This is a genomic window from Rhodococcus sp. BP-261 (assembly GCF_019835205.1).
GTDB classification, from domain to species: Bacteria; Actinomycetota; Actinomycetes; order Mycobacteriales; family Mycobacteriaceae; genus Rhodococcoides; species Rhodococcoides kyotonensis_B.
Genome location: NZ_JABUCO010000003.1, coordinates 13,881 through 33,181 on the forward strand (window position 1 = coordinate 13,881; position 19,301 = coordinate 33,181).

Sequence of the window (19,301 nt, forward strand, 5' to 3'; positions counted from 1 at the left end):
GTGTGTCAGTTCCGATGTCGCATCAGAAATGGCATCACAGCTGCTTCGAACTCCGCGTACTTGTCGCGGTGGATGCTGTGTCCCGTCCTGAACGACACGACCGAACAGTCCGGAATCTCGCCGGCCAACAGATCGAGACGCGTGTCGTCCATCATTCCGCCTGGGCCTCCGCGTAGCACCAGCGTCGCCGCGGTGATGTCGGCCAGCTTCTTCCACCATTCGGAGTTGGGGCGACGAAACTGCGCGAGTGCGGGCCCGGTCATCGACCGGTCGAACACGAAGACGGCACGGGGATGGCGAAGGATACTTGTTGCCGCATGCCAGAGTTCGGTGATCGACGGAAGGCGGCCGGTGAGTGTCGGCTCGGCGTCGCCCTGCCGAATGGGAATCGGCATCTCCTCGATGACCAACGACCGAACCGAGCTCGGACGCTCCTGCGCGACCAGCGTCACTGCGTATCCGCCGAGCGAATGTCCCACCAGATCCACCTCGGTCAACCCCAGATGATCGAGGACGGCGACGATGTCGCGACCGAACGACGCGAACGAATAGTCGTCGGTGTGGGAACTTCGGCCGTGGCCACGCAGATCGACGGTGACGACGCGTCGCCCGGCGGCGACCAGCGCCGTCGCGAATCGATCCCATGTGCCGCTGTCACCGCCCATTCCGTGCACCAGCACGACCGGGATGGGCTCGGTGCCGCCGAAGTCTCGGTAGGCGATGTCGACTCCCCCCACATCCAGATGGGCGACGCGCACTCTGTCGGGCTTCAGACCGATCTCCTCCTCATTCGTAGATTCCCTCGACGTGCCATCCTTCCGAGTCGTACGCCAACAGAAGTACCCGGTTCTCGTCGATGTGCACTTGGACCCGCGCGCCGCGGTGACCGACTGCAGGATCCCACCACCGTTCGTCGACCGACCACGGCCCGGCCCATCCCGTCACCGCCCACTTCTTGCTCCCCCATCGCAGGACTGCGGGCGCACGGTCGAAGTCGCCTCGTTCCGAGGTGTGCACCGACGATCCGAGTGCATCTTCGAGCAACACCTCGGGACGTGACTCCATCACCGCCGCGGGCGCCGGCTGCGGCAGCTTCCCCGGCCACGGCGCCGACGGATCGCGCAGCGGAACGAGCTCGTCGCCCAACGAACGAAGCGTCACCTGTTCGACGGGACCACGCCCACCGCTGAGCACACCGATCTTCACCGCGTCACCGCCGAGAAGTCCTTGCACCCGCACCAGAGCGCGACGCGCCCGTTCGTCCTCGTCGCCGACGCTTCCCCACAACCCCAACTGGAGTTCGCCTGCCGCGACGACCTCGACGGGTTCGAGCCGAAGCGTCGTGATGCCCGCGGTCGGCTTGTTCTCACTGCGCCCGGTGAGCCATCCGTCGAGCTGCCACCGCACGCGATCGGCCGTGCCCTCGGGGGTCAACGGCTCGGCACAACGCCAGATGCGCGACAGGTTCTCGCCGTTCCCGGTCGATGCATGAACGAGCAACCGCGTACAGGCAACCCCGGCCGCCGCCAGCTTGGTGTGCAGCTTCATGGCCATGCCTCGACCGGCGAACGCTGCGGCGTCGACGCGGTCGATCGGCGGATCACACGAGTGCTCCACGTTCAGGTCCGGCGGCAGCGCACGAGCGGACGGCGGACGTTCCGGTTCGCCTCGGGCACTGCGATGCGCCAACACGGCATCGGTCCCGAACCGGGACGCGACGTCACCGGGCGTGAGTGCGGCGAACGCCCCGATCGTGCGGAGGCCGAGGCGTCGCAGCAGATCGATCAACTCACCTCGCTCCTGCGCGGCGAGACTCGGCTCTGCGGCGAGTTCGGCGACCGGCAGCGCGGACAGGAACTGCGCACCCCCACCGCGCGGAACGACAGCCGCGTGACGTGCAGCGATGACGGCCGTCGTCAATTCGTCGGCAATGCCGATCTGGCACTCCACCCCGGCGCTCGACGCCTGGTCGATGAGCCGTTCGGCGGCAGCGTGTTCCGAGCCGAAGTACCGACTCACTCCGCGAGCACCGAGTATCAGCAACCCGGGACGCAGAATTTCCACACCGGGTGCGACGGCGTCGATGGCAGCCGCGACAGGTTCGAACAGACGCCCGTCGCGATCCGGATCCGCCGTCGCGACGTGGACGTCGGGGCACCGCGCCTGAGCCTCCCGTTTGCGCAGTCCCCGGCGAACGCCCTCGGTGCGGGCCGTCGCCGAACACGCGATCACCCGGTTGGCCGACGTGACCGCCACCGGATGCGTCGCGGGAAGATCCGCGACGGCGGCAGCGGCCACCGCAGGCCAGTCCGGACACCACAGCGCAAGAACGCGGCTCATGCCAGTACCGCGAGATCGTCGGCATCCGAATCCACTGCCGCACGACGAATCTCAGGTGCGACGGTCCACTGCACCCGCCCCTGCTCGGACCGGAGATCGACACGCGTGGTGCGCGGACGCATCGCCTTGCCCTGCGCCCGCACTTCCAACTGCAGGGTGCGCAGCCGTCCACGTCCCGATCGCGCGCCGGTGCCGACGCCGCCGTAACTCCGCACGACCGCGTCGAGACGCAGTTCGATGCCGTCCCACTGCCCGTCCGTCACCAGCAGCGTCGCCCCTTTGCTTCGGGCGCGCGCCACGACGGCACGGGCACGTGACGGCGGCACCGACCGCCCACCGAGACCGAGTACGACGAGGTCGAGCCCGTCGAGCAGGATCGCGGCCACCTCGACCGGGTCCTCGCCCGGATCGGGAACGACGGCCAGCCGATGCAGCTCGGCACCCATCTCGGCAGCCGCGAGCAGACCGAACCGTGGCTGGCCGATCACCGCGACGTGCTTGCCCGACGCAGTGACCGCAGCCACCATGCCGAGCAGCAACGAACCGGCTCCCGACACCGCGGCCACCGACCCCTGCACCAAACCGCCGTGCGGAAGGATCGACGCGAGAGCATCGGGTACGGCCAGCACCGGCTTGCGAGGAACTTCCGGCTGCGATGGGTGTCGATGTCGGACCATGGGTGCAGGATGGGATCCGTCACTCCGAGATGCGGGAGCCGAAATCTGGACCGGGTCCGCGCGCGTCTCACCACGCGCAGGGACCGACGCCATGCGTCGTCTCAGGTACTCGACTCGCTCCGGCAACGACATGTCTGCCAGAGCTGGGTCACCAGCTGGATCACCGGCAGGAACGGACATGCTTCACTCCCCGAAAATAGACGAACCCACGACACTCGAGCCGGTTCGAAAGGCACGGGGAAGTCTTGCCTTTCGAACAGACTTTCGAACTGCTATCCAGTAAAGCCGGTGCATCGCCACTCGTCAAGACGGCCCCGTATCCGCAGGTAGAGGCGTCGATACGACCCGCCGAGACACCTCGTCGGCACAGAGTGCAGCAGTCAACTAACCTATGGTCGTGACAGAGCAGAAGCGCGCCGCCCGGGTCGTGGGACCCGACTATCTCCTCGCCGGTCGATACCGTCTCGCCTACAAACTCGGCGGTGGTGGAATGGGTGCGGTGTGGCTCGCGCAGGACACACTCATGGGCCGCAAGGTCGCCGTCAAACAGGTCACGTCGACCGTCGGACTGAGCGACAAAGCCGCACGCGAGATCCGCAACCGCGCGATGCGTGAGGGCCGCATCGCCGCACGCCTGTCGAGTGCACATGCCATCGCGATGCACGACGTCGCGATCGAGGACGGCGAACCGTGGCTCGTCATGGAGTACATGCCGTCACGCAGCCTCGCGCAGGCGCTCAACACCGTCGATACGCTGCCGCCGTACGAGGTCGCGCAGATCGGCGCGCAGATCGCCGACGCCCTGACCGAGGCACACGAGGCAGGCATCGTGCACCGCGACATCAAGCCGGGCAACATTCTGATCGCCGATCGCGGGCGCGAACTCGGCGTCGTCAAGATCAGCGACTTCGGTATCTCCCGCGCGAAGGGCGACGTCGAGGAATCCGACTCCTCCGTCATCACCGGAACGCCCGCGTACTTCGCCCCCGAGGTCGCACGCGGACAGGATCCGACGGAGGCCAGCGACGTCTTCTCGCTCGGCGCGACGCTGTACACCGCCATCGAGGGCAAGCCTCCGTTCGACATCGATCAGGATTCCATCGCGTTGCTCCACCGCGTCGCGAAGGGGCAGATCATTCCGCCCACGAAGTCGGGCGATCTGACGAATGCGTTGCTGCACATGCTCGAACCGGATCCGGCTCGGCGCCCGACGATGGCGCAGGCGCGTGACGAGATCATCGTCGCGGCGATCAGCAGCCGGGGAAGTATCGCCCAGATGCGGGGCGTGCCACTGACTTCGGCCGACGGCACCGTGCCGCGGTGGGCACACCGGTCGACGCCTGTCGCCGACACGCGTCGTGCATCGCGCGAATTCGGAAGCACCATCGCAGGATTGCCCGCGGTGCGCTCGGACGGTCTCACCGACTCGCCCAAACCCTATGCGCCGCCGCCCTTCGACCCGCCCAAGAAGAAGAATCCTCTCGATCTCGTCCTCGACTGGATCGACGACGTCGTCGGTGACAAGACCGACATCGAACCGGGAATCATCCTCGCCGGCGCCGTCGCCCTGGTCGTCGTGATCCTCGTTCTGCTCGTCGTTCTGCTGTGATCACGCCCGTCGAGGGCACTCCGGTCAGTCGATGCGACGCTTGTGCGCCCACCGGGTGAGCGCATTTCGGTTGGACTGCTGAGTCTTTCGCAGCACGTTCGACGCGTGGGTCTCGACGGTCTTGACCGAGATGAAGAGATCCTCGGCGATTTCGCGATAGGTGTATCCGCGCGCGAGCAGCCGTAGGACCTCGAGTTCGCGAGGCGTCAGCGAATCGAGTTCGGGGTCGAGCGGAGGTTCGGGTGCAGCGGACTTGCCCGTGAACGAATCCAGCACGAACCCGGCGAGGCGAGGCGAGAACACCGCATCTCCCCCGGCGACGCGTCGGACACCGTCGGCGAGTTCGGAACCGGAGATCGTCTTGGTGACGTAGCCTCGCGCACCCGCTCGAATGACGGCGATGACGTCCTCCGCGGCGTCGGACACCGACAACGCCAGGCACACCGGGCCGTCCGAGATGCGACCCAACACCGCGACGCCCCCACCGTCGGGCATATGCACGTCGAGCAGCACGACATCCGGCTTGGTCGACTCGATCCCGGCTACCGCGTCGGCGACGCCACCTGCCTCACCGACGACCTCGATGTCGGTCTCCCGACCCAATTCCGCGCGTACACCCGAACGAAAAACTGCGTGGTCGTCGACGAGAAAGACACGAAAAGGGTCGGTCACCTGTGCTGCTCCTGCGGTCGAGGTTCTGTCGTCTCGGTTCGATTGTGCTTGGAAGTGTCCTTGCTCGCAGAATCCCGGCCACTACCGCCCCGTGGCATCATGATTCGAACTTCGGTGCCCTTGCCGACGCCGGAGCGCACCGACACCTCTCCTCCTCGCCGTTCGATCCTGCCGCGAATCGATTTGGCGAGGCCGCGGCGATCCTCGGGCACCTGGGACTCGTCGAACCCTGTACCGCGGTCGCGGACGAACACGGTGACCTTGTCGTCCTCGGTCTCGGCGAACAGGTCGACGTTGGTCTCACCCGAATGCTTGGCTGCATTGACGAGCGCCTCACGGGTGGCACCGAGTACCGCGGTGAAGGTCTCGCGCGTCAGACCCGCGCTCGAATCGTCCAGCGCCAACTGCACGTCACCGACGGTGATGGGGCGTACGGTGATGCCGTGCTGGTCCTCGACCTCACCCGAGATGGTCTTCAGTGCTTCGGCAAGCGACGAGTGATCGGGATCGCCGTCCTCGAACAGCCACTTGCGCAGTTCACGTTCCTGGCTGCGCGCCAACCGCATGACCTCACCGGGCTGATCCGACTGCTTCTGAATCAACGCCAGTGTCTGCAGAACCGAGTCGTGCAGATGCGATGCGATCTCCTCGCGCTCGTCGTTGCGGATACGCGCGGAACGTTCGGCGTTCAACGCGCGCCACATGCGCAACCACACGGGAACCGTTAACAATGCGGCGCCCACCAACGTGACGATGACCGCCAGCAGCGACGAGCGCAACGACGCAAGATCCACCCTGGCCAGCACGACGACGCCGAGCCCCAACACGATGAGCGTCGCCCCGCCGACGACGCGTGCCCACCCGAGCACCGTCGGCTTCTTCGCCAGGCCGAGAACAGAACGCGGTCCGTCCGAGTCGAACTCACGCCAGACCAGTGCCGCTCCGACGACCACGACGACGATCGGTACCAATGCCGACGCTGCCGTGCCGTCGAGCAACCAGGCCACCGCTGCCGCCAGTCCGAGACCGACGGCCGCGAGACCGAGTGCCCGTTGACGCTCGACGCTGGTCGGCCGATCGACGTCGTCTCCCGCGGGGCTGAAGATCCACAGCAGTCCGTACGCGAAGATTCCCGCGCCTGCCATGATGGCCAGCAGCACGAACGCGACACGCACCTTGAAGACGTCGACGCCCAGATGGTCGGACAGCCCACCCGCGACTCCACCCACGATGCGTCCACCACCACGCCGGTGGAACGTGGCGGGTTCGTAGCCTCCGGGGGCGGCCGGCTGGTCGACAGGGTGCACTGTTCGATCCTGGCACGAATCGGACACCGTTCGCATCAGGGTCTCCCCTGATCTTCGTTCAGGCGCGCCACTCCGCAGGGCGTTCCTCGGTCGCTTCCGTGAGTGCGGTCGTCACGCCGTCGGCGTCGTAATCCTTGCCGTAGACGGGAGTACCGGGCTGCTGACGCCACGACTCCTCGAGCGTGCCGCCGTCGACCGGGTCGAACCCCAGCTGATCGACGACGTCGAACACGAGCTTCTTGCCCGCGCCGTCCGCGCCTGCGATCGGAAGCGCGATGCGTCCTTCGGATCCTGCGGGAACGCCCTTCTCGAGCAGGTGCTTCCAGTAGATGCCGTTGAAGACCTTCACGACGTCACCACCGCGCGCACCGAGATGCCGTGCAACCCAGACACTTTCCGGTGTGCCGTTCTCGATCTCGGCAATCAGGCCGTCGCGCTGCTGCGGGTAGTAGTTGTTCGTTTCGATGATCGGTGCGCCCGGGTTCGCCGAATCCACGATGTCCGACGGCAGATTCGGGGTGTTCTTCTGCGGAATACTCACGATCACGAGATCGGCGTCCTGCGCCGCCTCGGTGCTCCAGACCGCCTGTGCGCCCGTTTCGGCGGCGAGTTCGGAAAGTGTTTCGGGTGCACGGGAATTCGAGACCCGAACCTCGTGACCCAACTCCGTCAACCTGCGGGTCAACGTCCCACCGATGAATCCAGCTCCGATGATGCCGATCTTCACGTCGATAGCTCCTCGAGAATCGCGATACAGTTCCTCTGCTTCCAAGCCGTTCGGGCGCCGGTTCATTCCGACCCCGACGACCGAAGATCAGGGCGATCCCTGATGCGACAGTCGGCGCCGCGGGCCACGATGGTTCCATGAGCAACGCAACCGTCTCCGATCAGCTACAGCAGATGTGGCGCACACGTCCGTATCGGTTGCCGCAGCGGGGCCACATTGCGGGTGTCGCGGCGGGCATCGGGTACCGCTACAACGTCGATCCGGTCCTGATCCGGGTCGCCTTCGTCGTCGGCACGATCTTCGGCGGCGCCGGGATCGTCCTCTACCTCGCGGCCTGGCTGCTCTTCAGCAAAGCAGGCGACACGGCCTCTCCCGCAGAATCTCTCGTCGGCAAGGGAAACAGCTCCGAGTCCAACACCAAGATCGTGGTGCTGATCGTTGCGCTGATCATCGCCGTCACGACGCTCGGGCCGGTAGGAGTCGGACTCGGCGGTTCCGGCGTCATCAGCGTGCTGGCACTGCTTGCCGGGTGGTGGCTGCTGCACCAGCGGCAACCGGAGCCACCTGCCTTCCTCCCCGGCGGAACCGTCACATACCGACAGCAGGGATTCCCGATCTCGTTCGACAACCCGTACAACCCGTGGGCAGGGGCGAACTACCGTCCGCCGCAGTTCGAGCAGCGCACGACGTCGTACCAGCAGTACACGCCGTACACGCGGCTCCCGAAGAGCTACGTTCCGACGCCCCCGCCCGCCAAGCCCGTCTCCACGCCTGCTGCGGATTCGACAGACCACGTCGACCTCACCAAGCACGACACCCCGGCCGAACCGGCGCTCCCCGAGTCGCCGACGCCACCGTCGTGGGACCCGCTCGGCGTGGCACCGTTCGCCTGGGATCTTCCGGAACCCACGTCGACGACGGTTCCCGCCGTCCCCGAGAAGAAGCGGCGGTCGAGATGGACGTCCAGCTTCATCGGCCTGGCACTCGTCGCGGCCGCGATCACCGGAGCCGTTGCCGCAGCGACCGATTCGGAATGGTTGACGCCGGCCCGTATCGCCGCCGTCGCACTCGTGGTCGTCGGTACCGGTCTCGTGCTCGGCGCGTTCCTTCGCAAGGGCTACGGGTTGCTGATCGTGACGGGTCCGCTCGCGGCATTCGTCGTCTTCGCCTCGATCGTCGGGCCGGTGCAGTTCGACGGCCGGTACTCGGGCCAGCAGAACTACGCGCCGACCACCGTCGCCGGACTGCAGCCGACGTACACCGTGCAGGGCGGGGACCTTCAGCTCGATCTTCGCGGGCTGACGTTGACCGAGGACAAGACGATCGAGGTCGACGTCACGGCAGGCAACGCCACCATCACGTTGCCCCCGAGCATGAACTACCGCACCGAGTGCGTCGCGATCGCAGCGAGCACCACTTGCGCGGAACCTGGTGTGCAGCAGGGAAATTCACCGGACAACAGCGCAGTTCTGACGATCGACGCCACCGCACGCGCAGGAAACCTGGAGGTCATCCGTGGCTGAGACATGGCAGTACGGCGACAGCGACACCGACACTCCCGAGGAGAACAAGGCGCGGACTCGCCCGTCCGCACTTCTGTTCCTCGTCGGACTCGCAGCGCTCGTCGTCGGCATCAGCGCTCTGATCGGACCGTCCGCGATCGAAGCCCTGGGGGACGTGCAGTTCCGCTGGGTGTTCGTCGTCGCGGCGATCGTCGTCGGCCTGGCGCTGCTCATCGCGCCAGGCCGCTCACGCGGCTAGCGCGTCACTCCCACTCGATGGTGCCCGGCGGCTTGCTCGTCACGTCGAGAACGACTCGGTTGACCTCCGACACCTCGTTGGTCACCCGAGTCGAGATCGTTTCCAGGACGTCGTAGGGCAGTCGCGTCCAGTCGGCCGTCATCGCGTCCTCGCTCGACACGGGACGCAGCACGATGGGGTGACCGTAGGTGCGGCCGTCGCCCTGCACGCCGACGCTGCGAACGTCGGCCAACAGCACCACCGGGCACTGCCAGATCTGCTGGTCGAGACCGGCGGCGGTCAGTTCTTCGCGCACGATCGAATCGGCTTGACGCAGCGTCGCGAGGCGATCCTGCGTGATCTCGCCGACGATGCGGATCGCCAGACCCGGGCCGGGGAACGGCTGACGGTTCACGATGTCCTCGGGTAAGCCGAGTTCGCGGCCCACCGCCCGCACCTCGTCCTTGAACAACGTGCGCAGCGGCTCGACGAGCGTGAACTGCAGATCCTCGGGCAGCCCGCCCACATTGTGGTGGCTCTTGATGTTGGCCGTCCCCGACCCTCCGCCGGATTCGACGACGTCGGGGTACAGCGTGCCCTGCACGAGGAACTCGACCTCGGCGCCGTGAGATGCGTTCTCCCCCAACACCTCCGACACAGCGCCTTCGAAGCTGCGAATGAACTCGCGGCCGATGATCTTGCGCTTCTCCTCCGGGTCGGAAACGCCTTCGAGAGCCGACAGGAAGGTGTCGACGGCGTCGACGGTGACCAGCTTGGCCCCGGTCGCCGCGACGAAATCCTGCTGGACCTGCTCCCGCTCACCCTCGCGCAGAAGGCCGTGGTCGACGAACACACACGTCAGACGGTCGCCGATCGCGCGCTGCACCAACGCCGCTGCCACGGCGGAGTCGACGCCGCCGGACAGACCGCAGATGGCCTGACCCGTCGGGCCGACCTGCTGCTGCACCTGCTCGACGAGTGCGTCGGCGATGTTGGCCGCGGTCCACTCGCCCTTGATGCCCGCGGTCTCGTGCAGGAAGCGGCTGAGCACCTGCTGTCCGTGCGGCGAGTGCAGCACCTCGGGGTGGTACTGGACACCTGCGAATCGACGTTCCGTGTTCTCGAACGCCGCGACGGGCGCGCCCGCACTCGTCGCCGTGACGATGAATCCCTCGGGGGCGTCGGTGACCGCGTCGCCGTGACTCATCCATACGGGCTGCGTCGCAGGAAGACCGTCGTGCAGCACGCCGCCGTCGACGGACAGCTGCGTACGGCCGTACTCGCGAGTCCCGGTGTGCGCCACCGTTCCACCGAGCGCCTGCGCCATGGCCTGGAATCCGTAGCAGATACCGAAGACAGGCACTTCGAGATCGAACACGCGAGGATCGAGCGCAGGCGCACCCTCGGCGTACACGCTCGACGGACCACCGGACAGCACCAGAGCGGCCGGATTCTTCTCGGCGATCTCTTCGACCGTCGCGGTATGCGAGATGACCTCGGAGTACACGTTCGCCTCACGCACACGACGTGCGATCAGCTGGGCGTACTGGGCACCGAAGTCGACGACGAGTACTGGCCTGGGCAGCGCGGGATCGGGCTGTTGCGTAGCGGTCACCGGGTCAGTCTAGTTGCGTACGCGTCGTGCACTTACGCTGCACCCGTGGTGGCAGGCTTGTCGCGGCGAACCGGGGTGATCGTGAGCCGCAGTGCCGCCGGCGCGGACACCGGCACGACCGGATTGTTCGGTGCGATCGGTTCGATGCGCTCGTACGGCAGACCCTGCCGCGGACGTAGGTCCTGCTCGCCCTTGTTCGGCCACAACGCCGCCGAACGCTCTGCCTGGGCGCTGATCGTCAACGACGGGTTCACACCCAGATTGGCCGACACGGACGAGCCGTCGACGACGAACATCGTGGGGTAGCCGTACACACGGTGATACGGGTCGATGACACCGTGCTCCGCGTCCGACGCGATCGCACAACCACCGAGGAAGTGCGCGGTGAGCGGGATGTTGAACAACTCGCCCCACGTGCCACCTGCGATTCCGCCGATCTTCTTCGCGATGCGTCGGGTGGCGTCGTTGCCCTCGGGAATCCAGGTCGGGTTCGGTTCGCCGTGTCCCTGCTTGCTCGACACCGTGCGGCCGAACAGTCCGCGCTTGGTGAACGTCGTGATCGAGTTGTCCAGGTTCTGCATGACCAGCGCGATGATGGTCCGCTCACTCCAGTTCTTCACGTTCAGCACTCGCACGAAGTCGAGCGGACGCGCGACGACCATGACGAGGAATTTCAGCCATCGCGGGATTCGACCGCCGCCGTCGGTCATCAAGGTCTGCAACATGCCCATGGCGTTCGACCCCTTGCCGTAGCGCACCGGCTCGATATGCGTGCTCGCCGACGGGTGGAACGACGACGTGATGGCCACTCCCCTGGTCAGATCCACGTTCGGATCGACCTTCATCTTCGCGGCGCCGACGATGGACTCGGAGTTGGTGCGGGTGAGTTCACCGAGCGTGTCCGACAGCCGGGGCAGGGCACCCTCGTCCTTCATCTTGTGCAGCAAGTTCTGTGTGCCCCACGTGCCCGCGGCGAGTACGAGATTGGCGGCCGTGTACGTCGTGGGGCGTTTGCGCATCCAGGCACCCGTCCGCTCGGTGGCGACGTCCCAGGTGCCGTCGGGCAAGGCTCGAACGCCCGTGACGGTGGTCATCGGGATGATCTCGGCGCCTGCGCGCTCGGCCAGGGCCAGGTAGTTCTTCAGCAGTGTGTTCTTGGCGCCATGACGGCAACCCGTCATGCACTCGCCGCACTCGATGCACCCGGTGCGCTCGGGGCCGACGCCGCCGAAGTACGGGTCCGCGACCTTCTTGCCCGGCTCGTCACCGAAGAACACACCGACGGGCGTCTGAATGAACGTGTCGCCGACGCCCATGTCTTCTGCGACGGACTTCATGACCTCGTCCGCGGGCGTCATGTGCGGGTTGCGGACGACTCCGAGCATGCGGGTGGCCTGCTCGTAGAAGGGAGACAGCTCGCTGTTCCAGTCGGTGATGTGGGCCCACTGCTTGTCCTTGAAGAACGGCTCCGGCGGCTGGTAGAGCGTGTTGGCGTAGTTCAGCGAACCGCCGCCGACGCCTGCTCCCGCGAGTATGAGGCAGTCACGCAGCAGGTGGACGCGTTGAATGCCGTAGCAGCCGAGCTTGGGCGCCCACAGAAATCGCTTCAGATCCCAACTCGTCTTGGCGAAGTCCTTGTCCTCGTACCGCCTTCCGGCCTCGAGGATGCCGACCTTGTAGCCCTTCTCGACGAGTCTCAGCGCAGTGACGCTGCCACCGAAGCCCGATCCGACGATCAACACGTCGTAGTCGGTCTTGCGAGCCTGTGAACCCATGTTCGACCTCCGCCTCTACGCGCCCACCCCGACGTGTGACCGGAGCCACATTTTAGGCGACATTTCTTTCGAAGTGCCAACAGTCCTGTGACAGCCGGCACAAACCACTGTAGCTGTAACCCGGAGTATCACCAAGTGCGGCTACGACACCCGTGCACGGATAGTTGCAACCTGGGCCGACTATGCGCGCACGGGTGGCGCAGCCGCATGAAAAAAAGCGCGCATCCCGAAGGGACACGCGCTTCTTTCGTGCGGCTACGACGCCTTATGCCCGAACGTTCAGTCCGACCTTCTGGAACTCCTTGAGGTCCGAGTAGCCCGACTTCGCCATGGACCGACGTAGACCGCCGACGAGGTTGATGGAACCGTACGGATCGTTCGACGGCCCGTGCAGCACCTGGTCGAGACTTGGACGGTCGCCTGCCGCGACCGGCAGGAGGGCGCCACGCGGCATCGACGGGTGCGCTGCCGCCGACGGCCAGTACCAGCCACCGCCGGGCGCTTCGGCAGCAACGGCGAGCGGCGCGCCGAGCACAGCGGCGTCGGCGCCGCAGGCGATCGCCTTCGCGAGGTCGCCCGAGGAAACGATGTCGCCGTCGGCGATGACGTGGACGTAACGTCCGCCGGTCTCGTCGAGGTAGTCGCGACGTGCAGCTGCGGCGTCGGCGATGGCCGTCGCCATTGGTACGCCGATTCCGAGCACCTCGCCGGTGGTGGTGCCGCCCTCGACGGATCCGTACCCGACGATGACGCCCGCCGCACCGGTACGCATGAGGTGCAGCGCGGTGCGGTGGTCGCTGACGCCGCCCGCGATGACCGGAACGTCGAGATCGGCGATGAACGTCTTCAGGTTCAGCGGCGTTTCATCGCCGTGCGCGACGTGCTCGGCGGAGATGATGGTGCCCTGGATGACCAGCAGGTCGATTCCGGCCGCCACCAGCGCGGGCGTCAGGCTCGCCGCGCTCTGCGGGCTCACTCGAACCGCAACAGTCACTCCGGCGTCACGCACCTGTGCGACGGCGGCAGCCAGCAGATCGGGCTGCAGCGGTGCCGCGTGCAGCTTCTGCAGGAACTTCACCGGCGCGTCGGCGTCGAACTCGTTCTCCGCGATGGCCACCAGCTCGTCGAGCTTCGCCTGAACGTCGGCGTGCCGACCCCACAGACCTTCGCCGTTGATGACACCGAGGCCACCGTGCTTACCCAGTTCGATGGCGAACTCGGGCGAGACCAGCGCGTCGGTCGGATGCGCCATCACCGGAATGTCGAACCGGTACGCGTCGAGCTGCCACGCCGTCGACACCTCCTTCGACGAACGAGTACGGCGCGAAGGCACGATGTCGATGTCGTCGAGCTGGTAGGTACGCCGGGCTGCTCTGCCCATGCCGATTTCAACGAGGTCGCGCACGCGCGCCCCTTTCTCGAGAGGTTCGGGAACTGTTTCTGGCCGGTCGGGTCAGCGCGTGGTGTAGTTCGGCGCTTCCGCGGTCATCGTGATGTCGTGCGGGTGGCTTTCCTTCAGACCGGCCGCCGTGATCTGCACGAACTGCGCCTCCTGCAGCTGCTCGATCGACGTCGACCCGGTGTACCCCATCGCAGCACGCAGACCGCCGGTCAGCTGGTGAATGACCTGCGACAGCGGACCGCGGTAAGGAACCCGGCCTTCGATACCCTCGGGCACCAGCTTGTCCTCGGCCAGCACGTCGTCCTGGAAGTAGCGGTCCTTCGAGTAGGACTTGGCGGCGCCACGTCCCTGCATCGCACCGAGCGAACCCATGCCGCGGTAGCTCTTGAACTGCTTGCCACCGACGAGGATCAACTCACCGGGCGATTCGGCGGTACCTGCGAGCAGCGAGCCGAGCATGGCCGTCGACGCGCCCGCTGCGAGTGCCTTCGCGATGTCGCCGGAGAACTGAAGGCCGCCGTCGGCGATGACGGGAACGCCGTGCGGCTTGCAGGCTGCGACGGCCTCGAGGATGGCCGTGATCTGCGGCGCGCCGACGCCTGCGACGACTCGGGTGGTGCAGATCGAGCCGGGTCCGACGCCGACCTTGACCGCGTCGGCCCCTGCCTCGACGAGCGCCAGTGCGCCCGCGCGGGTCGCGACGTTGCCGCCGACGACCTGCACGCGCTCGCCCACCTCGGACTTGAGCTTGCTGACCATCTCGAGCACGCCCGAGTTGTGCCCGTGTGCAGTGTCGACGATGAGGACGTCGACGCCCGCGTCGGCCAGCGCCATCGAACGCGCCCACGCGTCCTGTCCGACGCCCACCGCGGCACCGACGAGCAGTCGGCCGTCACGGTCCTTGGTGGCGTTCGGGTGCTGCTCGGTCTTGACGAAGTCCTTGACCGTGATGAGCCCGGTGAGAGCTCCCTGGCCGTCGACGATGGGAAGCTTCTCGATCTTGTGGCGACGCAGCAGACCGAGCGCCGCTTCGGCGGTGACGCCTTCCTGCGCCGTGATGAGCGGTGCCTTCGTCATCACATCGGCGACGCGACGGTTCTGATCGACCTCGAAGCGCATGTCGCGGTTGGTGATGATGCCGACGAGTGCACCGGTCTCGTCCGTGACGGGGAGGCCCGAGATGCGGAAGCGGGCGCACATGGCGTCGACCTCGGCAAGCGTGTCGGTCGGCTTGCAGGTGACCGGATCGGTGACCATGCCGGCCTCGGAGCGCTTGACCGTCTCCACCTGGGACGCCTGGTCCTGCAGTGACAGGTTGCGATGCAGGACCCCCATGCCGCCTGCACGCGCCATCGCAATGGCCATTCGCGCCTCGGTGACGGTGTCCATCGCGGACGAGACCAGCGGAACCCGCAGCCGGATCTCCTTGGTGAGCTGGCTGGACGTGTCGACCGCGCTGGGAATCAGATCCGACGCAGCAGGAAGCAGCAGAACGTCGTCGAACGTGAGACCGAGCATGGCGACCTTGTTGGGGTCGTCGCCACCGGTACGGACATGGGCTCCGGAACTACTCATCTAAATCTGGCCCTCCCTAGAGCCGGGTGCCTCTCGGGCGCACGGACGGCGGCACCAGAGATAGGCGTGTTCGAGAACGGATGGAGACAGTGCGGGATCGAAACATGGACGCGGGCGCGCGGCGCCTCGGTCCATGGTATCGGCTCCGATGTGCCAGCGTGAACGCGCATCGGGCACGCCGCTGCATGCACCCGGAACCCTTGCCGACGTCCCGGATATTCTCGCGCGGGAGCCGAACAGCTGGCGCATACCCACCGATCCTGCGTACCGTGGAGGCGTGCGCGATCAATTGCCTCCAGGTCTACCGCCGGACCCCTTCGCCGGAGACCCAGCCGACCCCTCGGCCGCCCTCGATGCCATCGAGCCGGGCCAGCCGCTGGATCCTCAGGAGCGGCTCGCCGTCGAGGAGGATCTTGCCGACCTCGCCGTCTACGAGGCACTCCTGGGCCACCGAGGCATTCGCGGCCTCGTCGTGTGCTGCGAGGACTGCCAGCAGGACCACTATCACGACTGGGACATGCTGCGAGCCAACCTGCTGCAGCTGCTCGTGGACGGCACCGTCCGTCCCCACGAGCCCGCCTACGACCCCGTCCCTGACGCGTACGTCACGTGGGACTACTGCCGCGGCTACGCCGACGCGTCGATGAACGACGCGCTGCAGGGCGACGGCTTCGAGAACTAGCACTTCGGACACGAAGAAGCCCGGCTCCGATGTTCGGAGCCGGGCTTCTTCGTGTGTCGAGCTCTGGGTCGGCTGATCAGCCGCCGTTCTGAGAGGTGTCGATACGCGGCGACGAGACATCGGCACCGGTGGATCCGCTCGCCGACGCCGTGGTCGGGCTCGGCTCGTTCAGAATCGTCGGAACAGGCGGCACAGTGATCTGCGTGACCTGAGGCAGCGACGGCTCCTGGCTGATCGGACCGCTGGTGTCCGTCGGCGGTACCTGACCGGTCGACGTCACCACGGGCGGAACAGCCGGGACCGACGTCGTCGGAATCCCCGGCAGAATCGGAGACTGCAGCACATCGGGCGACGGCAGCTGCGGGATCACCGTCTGCACGGGCGGGAACGTCGGGATCAGCGCCTGCAACTGCTCGTTGAGTCGCTGCAACCAGATCTCCAGGTCCGACTTCTGGCTCGGGTCGATCACGCCGCCGCTGGTCTGCGATGCGCCGTCGAGCAGCGCGCGTGCACCGTCGACGTCACCGGCAGCGATCAGCTCCTCTGCCTGAGACAGCTTCGTCGTCGTATCGATCTGCGCGACAGTGGAATCCGCCTGCTGCGAGAAGACGACCGACTTGACGCTCCACAGTGGATCGCCCGGCGCAGAGTTGTACGAGAAGACCACGAGCCCACCGAGGACCACGGCGATCGCGGCGGCTGCTCCGGCGACCGGTCGCAGCAGTCCGGAACGGGTCCGCGATCGAGCCTTGCGGTTCATTCCAGCGGCACGGATCTCTTCGTCCACCGCGGCGGCGACGTCATCGAGCGAGGGGCCGGTAGGTAGAGCCGGTGTCGTGACCTCGGCTCGCCAGCCCGCGAGCAGCAGCGCGAGCTGGTACTCGTCGGCATTGTCGGTGGCGATGGGGCCGTCGCCGCGAATGGCTTCGATGAACTCGTCGTCCCGGCGTACCGACGCGATGTCCACGGGACCCGTCTCCGACGCCGAATCCGCGTACGCGCTGTCGGCGGGAGTGGCAGCCGACCCGTCGGGTCGACCGATACGGGGAATGCCATCGCGGCCGTTGTTCCTAGCCATACATTTCACCCGCCTTCACGACTTCGTTCTTCAACTTCGCGATGGCTCGGTGTTGAGCCACGCGGATGGCACCTGCAGTACTGCCCACCGCGGCTGCTGTCTCCTCCGCCGACAGTCCGACGATCAAACGAAGCACGAGAATCTCTCGATGCTTCGCCGGGAGAGTGTCCAGCAATGCGGTCATCTGTCTACTCGACTCGGACTCCAGAGCACGCTGCTCGGGACCGTGTTCCGTGGACACGACATCTGGTACTTCGGCGGCCGGGTCCGATTTGTTACGCGACGCGCTTCGATGCGCATCTGCGACCTTGTGAGCGGCAATTCCGTATACGAATGCCATGAACGGCCGACCTTGATCCTGGTACCGCGGCAGGGCGGTCATGACTGCCAAGCAGACCTCCTGCGCAACGTCGTCCGCCGAGAGTTGACCACGCTCGGCGGACCCGACTCGCGCACGGCAGTACCGCACGACGAGTGGACGGATTATTTCCAGTACCCGGGAGAGTGCGGCACGCTCGCCCTGCGCTGCGGCAGCGACGAAGGAGTCCAACTCCTCACCCGTGTTGTTCATCGCTCAAGGAATCCCCGCGTTACAGCGACGCCGTCGGCCTTCGACAGGCGTATCCACCCCAGGTGGAACCTTGTAAGGATAGCGACCTCGCCGCTCCCGGATCGAACCATGCGGTCCGCAATCTCACGAAGCAGCGACGAAGCCACCGCGGTGCGCGAGAAGCGCCCGGCACTCCGCCACGATCGACTGCGCAGGCGTTACCTCACCGAGACCGCACAGCAGCATCGCCGACGCCCACGCCAAGGGAACGAGCCCGTGCTCCGAGCAGGCCTCGAGCACCGCCCTCGCGCCGTCCACCGCCGTCCGAACCTCGCCCGCGGAACTCAGGGCCGCGGCCACTATCAGATCGGTCTTCACCCTGTGACGTAACGAATCGGTATCGGAGGCACGGTCGCGCGCGTCGTACGCGTGCCGGACGGCGGCGGGCCCGTCGCCCGACATCATCGCGAGTTCGGCGGACACCCAGAGCTCCCGCAACCGACACCGCCACAGGCCGTCGGATTCGGCGTCGCCCAGGACTTGCCTCGACCTCGCCAGCAACATGGCAGCACGGGCGAAGCCCCCTGACCCGAGTGCGTCGGCGGCGAGTCCGGTCAACGCGTCGCAGCGTGCTTCCAGAACGAGGAGCGACGACGGCTCCCGAGGCAGACCCACTCGAGCGATAGCGGACCCGTCGTGGCGTGCGGCGTCCGCGTGTCGGCCGACCTGGCGCAGCCACGACGCACGCGTCGACGACGCGAGCGAGGCCAGGGCGTCGTCGGTCCGCCCGACGCGTTCGAGCGCGTCGAGTTCCGCAGCTGCCTGGCTGTATCGCCCTTGGCCGCCGAGTGCCACGGCACGGTCCCATCGCTCGGACGGCGTACGGGCCGACGGCAACGGCCACGCACCTGGAACGTGCCCCCACGCAGCGTCTCGCAATGCCACTGCCGCACCTGTCACGTCGGCAACAGTACTGCGCCCTCCGCCCGATCCCGGCCGTCGCGGTCGATCGGTACCCGGTATTCGGTCGAATCAACTGCTTCGCCGAGATTGTCCGGCCGTTTCACGCTTTGTTTCATGGAATTAACAAAAAGGGCGAGTTACGCGCAGATGAGCATTTTCTGACATTCATGTGGCCGTCAGGTTAATCGCCGACGTCGCACTGCTCCGAAAAAGACCGGCTTCGATTCGAGTCTCGCGCGGACGCTCATCGACGACAGGACGGTTTCCACCGCGTCGTGTGGAGATCGCATGCGGAGAACGCGGCGTCGACCGACTGCGCCAGAACGGCGTCGAGCAGCGGAAACACAAACAGCGTCGATATCGTCAGCGCCGACGTGACAGGTGCCCGGTCCTATCGAGAACGCACCCATGGTCTCGCGACTCCACGACTTTTTCAACACGAAACGCACGCACGAAATCGTCGCGAAGTAAATGTCCGGCGCGTTAATTTATCGAGTTCGCCTATGGAAATGGCCACGTTCGCGCGGCATTGACGTCATTTCGCCGCCCAACATAACGTTGTTTCCGTTCGACAGAGATTCGAGAAGTC

Annotated in this window: 17 protein-coding genes; 4 read left to right on the plus strand and 13 right to left on the minus strand. The window is 66.4% G+C overall.

Going from position 1 to position 19,301, the window contains the following annotated elements; genetic code table 11:
- Positions 1-5: 5 nt before the first annotated feature.
- Genes HQ354_RS04260 through HQ354_RS04270 form a run of 3 tightly spaced genes read right to left on the minus strand, consistent with a single transcriptional unit; the run spans position 6 to position 3,197 of the window.
- The gene (locus tag HQ354_RS04260) at positions 6-737 is read right to left on the minus strand and encodes an alpha/beta hydrolase (RefSeq protein WP_308115123.1); all 732 of its coding nucleotides are present in this window, start codon (positions 735-737) and stop codon (positions 6-8) included.
- A 49-nt stretch (positions 738-786) separates the two neighbouring features.
- The gene (locus HQ354_RS04265) at positions 787-2,340 is read right to left on the minus strand and encodes a DNA polymerase Y family protein (RefSeq protein WP_068432135.1); all 1,554 of its coding nucleotides are present in this window, start codon (positions 2,338-2,340) and stop codon (positions 787-789) included.
- Positions 2,337-3,197: a hypothetical protein gene (locus HQ354_RS04270; protein WP_157105443.1), complete on the minus strand. Its 861-nt coding sequence runs from the start codon at positions 3,195-3,197 to the stop codon at positions 2,337-2,339. The genes HQ354_RS04265 and HQ354_RS04270 overlap by 4 nt, the downstream gene beginning before the upstream one ends.
- 211 nt (positions 3,198-3,408) lie before the next feature.
- Between HQ354_RS04270 and HQ354_RS04275 the strand changes: the two genes are divergently transcribed.
- A complete protein-coding gene (locus HQ354_RS04275) occupies positions 3,409-4,626 on the plus strand; it encodes a serine/threonine-protein kinase (protein WP_068432138.1) in 1,218 nt (405 codons plus the stop codon).
- Positions 4,627-4,650: 24 nt separating this feature from the next.
- Here HQ354_RS04275 and HQ354_RS04280 read toward each other — a convergent pair whose 3' ends face one another.
- The 3 genes from HQ354_RS04280 to HQ354_RS04290 are packed head-to-tail and all read right to left on the minus strand — an operon-like array spanning position 4,651 to position 7,332.
- Positions 4,651-5,298 carry a response regulator transcription factor gene (locus HQ354_RS04280; RefSeq protein WP_068432141.1) on the minus strand — a complete coding sequence of 216 codons (648 nt, stop codon included), beginning with the start codon at positions 5,296-5,298 and terminating at the stop codon, positions 4,651-4,653.
- The gene (locus tag HQ354_RS04285; RefSeq protein WP_157105444.1) at positions 5,295-6,641 is read right to left on the minus strand and encodes an ATP-binding protein; all 1,347 of its coding nucleotides are present in this window, start codon (positions 6,639-6,641) and stop codon (positions 5,295-5,297) included. The genes HQ354_RS04280 and HQ354_RS04285 overlap by 4 nt, the downstream gene beginning before the upstream one ends.
- A gap of 22 nt (positions 6,642-6,663) precedes the next feature.
- A complete protein-coding gene (locus HQ354_RS04290; RefSeq protein ID WP_068432468.1) occupies positions 6,664-7,332 on the minus strand; it encodes an NADPH-dependent F420 reductase in 669 nt (222 codons plus the stop codon).
- Between the two features lie 137 nt (positions 7,333-7,469).
- Here HQ354_RS04290 and HQ354_RS04295 point away from each other — a divergent pair, with 137 nt between their 5' ends.
- Together HQ354_RS04295 and HQ354_RS04300 are read left to right on the plus strand one after the other, a co-directional pair.
- Positions 7,470-8,855, plus strand: a complete 1,386-nt coding sequence (locus HQ354_RS04295) for a PspC domain-containing protein (RefSeq protein WP_068432145.1) — start codon at positions 7,470-7,472, stop codon at positions 8,853-8,855.
- A complete protein-coding gene (locus tag HQ354_RS04300; RefSeq protein WP_068432148.1) occupies positions 8,848-9,093 on the plus strand; it encodes a hypothetical protein in 246 nt (81 codons plus the stop codon). Before HQ354_RS04295 ends, HQ354_RS04300 begins: the two co-directional genes overlap by 8 nt.
- A 4-nt stretch (positions 9,094-9,097) precedes the next feature.
- Here the strand turns inward: HQ354_RS04300 and guaA are convergent, their stop codons facing one another.
- The 4 genes from guaA to guaB all read right to left on the minus strand — a co-directional run bounded on the left by guaA (position 9,098) and on the right by guaB (position 15,439).
- On the minus strand, positions 9,098-10,687 hold the full coding sequence (gene guaA, locus HQ354_RS04305; protein ID WP_068432150.1) for a glutamine-hydrolyzing GMP synthase: 1,590 nt from the start codon (positions 10,685-10,687) through the stop codon (positions 9,098-9,100).
- Between the two features lie 32 nt (positions 10,688-10,719).
- Complete coding sequence (locus HQ354_RS04310; RefSeq protein WP_068432153.1) at positions 10,720-12,462, minus strand: GMC oxidoreductase; 1,743 nt, start codon at positions 12,460-12,462, stop codon at positions 10,720-10,722.
- 265 nt (positions 12,463-12,727) lie between these two features.
- Complete coding sequence (locus HQ354_RS04315) at positions 12,728-13,867, minus strand: GuaB3 family IMP dehydrogenase-related protein (protein WP_068432156.1); 1,140 nt, start codon at positions 13,865-13,867, stop codon at positions 12,728-12,730.
- Between the two features lie 48 nt (positions 13,868-13,915).
- Positions 13,916-15,439, minus strand: a complete 1,524-nt coding sequence (gene guaB / locus HQ354_RS04320; protein ID WP_165839629.1) for an IMP dehydrogenase — start codon at positions 15,437-15,439, stop codon at positions 13,916-13,918.
- Between the two features lie 277 nt (positions 15,440-15,716).
- On the opposite strand from guaB, the gene HQ354_RS04325 reads away from it, so the two are divergent.
- On the plus strand, positions 15,717-16,121 hold the full coding sequence (locus HQ354_RS04325; protein WP_068432470.1) for a DUF5319 domain-containing protein: 405 nt from the start codon (positions 15,717-15,719) through the stop codon (positions 16,119-16,121).
- A gap of 76 nt (positions 16,122-16,197) precedes the next feature.
- Here HQ354_RS04325 and HQ354_RS04330 read toward each other — a convergent pair whose 3' ends face one another.
- The 3 genes from HQ354_RS04330 to HQ354_RS04340 all read right to left on the minus strand — a co-directional run bounded on the left by HQ354_RS04330 (position 16,198) and on the right by HQ354_RS04340 (position 18,709).
- The gene (locus tag HQ354_RS04330) at positions 16,198-17,199 is read right to left on the minus strand and encodes an anti-sigma-D factor RsdA (RefSeq protein ID WP_222634245.1); all 1,002 of its coding nucleotides are present in this window, start codon (positions 17,197-17,199) and stop codon (positions 16,198-16,200) included.
- Positions 17,192-17,770, minus strand: coding sequence for a sigma-70 family RNA polymerase sigma factor (locus HQ354_RS04335; RefSeq protein WP_068432163.1), 579 nt, complete (start codon positions 17,768-17,770; stop codon positions 17,192-17,194). The genes HQ354_RS04330 and HQ354_RS04335 overlap by 8 nt, the downstream gene beginning before the upstream one ends.
- A gap of 123 nt (positions 17,771-17,893) precedes the next feature.
- Positions 17,894-18,709 carry a hypothetical protein gene (locus HQ354_RS04340; protein WP_308115122.1) on the minus strand — a complete coding sequence of 272 codons (816 nt, stop codon included), beginning with the start codon at positions 18,707-18,709 and terminating at the stop codon, positions 17,894-17,896.
- Positions 18,710-19,301: the final 592 nt, after the last annotated feature.

Excerpts from the sequence above, each read along its gene's own strand:
- HQ354_RS04265 (WP_068432135.1), bottom strand. The coding sequence starts at position 2,340 with ATGAGCCGCGTTCTTGCGCTGTGGTGTCCGGACTGGCCTGCGGTGGCC.
- HQ354_RS04270 (WP_157105443.1), bottom strand. The coding sequence starts at position 3,197 with ATGTCCGTTCCTGCCGGTGATCCAGCTGGTGACCCAGCTCTGGCAGAC.
- HQ354_RS04275 (WP_068432138.1), top strand. The coding sequence starts at position 3,409 with ATGGTCGTGACAGAGCAGAAGCGCGCCGCCCGGGTCGTGGGACCCGAC.
- HQ354_RS04285 (WP_157105444.1), bottom strand. The coding sequence starts at position 6,641 with ATGCGAACGGTGTCCGATTCGTGCCAGGATCGAACAGTGCACCCTGTC.
- HQ354_RS04295 (WP_068432145.1), top strand. The coding sequence starts at position 7,470 with ATGAGCAACGCAACCGTCTCCGATCAGCTACAGCAGATGTGGCGCACA.
- HQ354_RS04310 (WP_068432153.1), bottom strand. The coding sequence starts at position 12,462 with ATGGGTTCACAGGCTCGCAAGACCGACTACGACGTGTTGATCGTCGGA.
- guaB (WP_165839629.1), bottom strand. The coding sequence starts at position 15,439 with ATGAGTAGTTCCGGAGCCCATGTCCGTACCGGTGGCGACGACCCCAAC.
- HQ354_RS04330 (WP_222634245.1), bottom strand. The coding sequence starts at position 17,199 with ATGGCTAGGAACAACGGCCGCGATGGCATTCCCCGTATCGGTCGACCC.
- HQ354_RS04335 (WP_068432163.1), bottom strand. The coding sequence starts at position 17,770 with ATGAACAACACGGGTGAGGAGTTGGACTCCTTCGTCGCTGCCGCAGCG.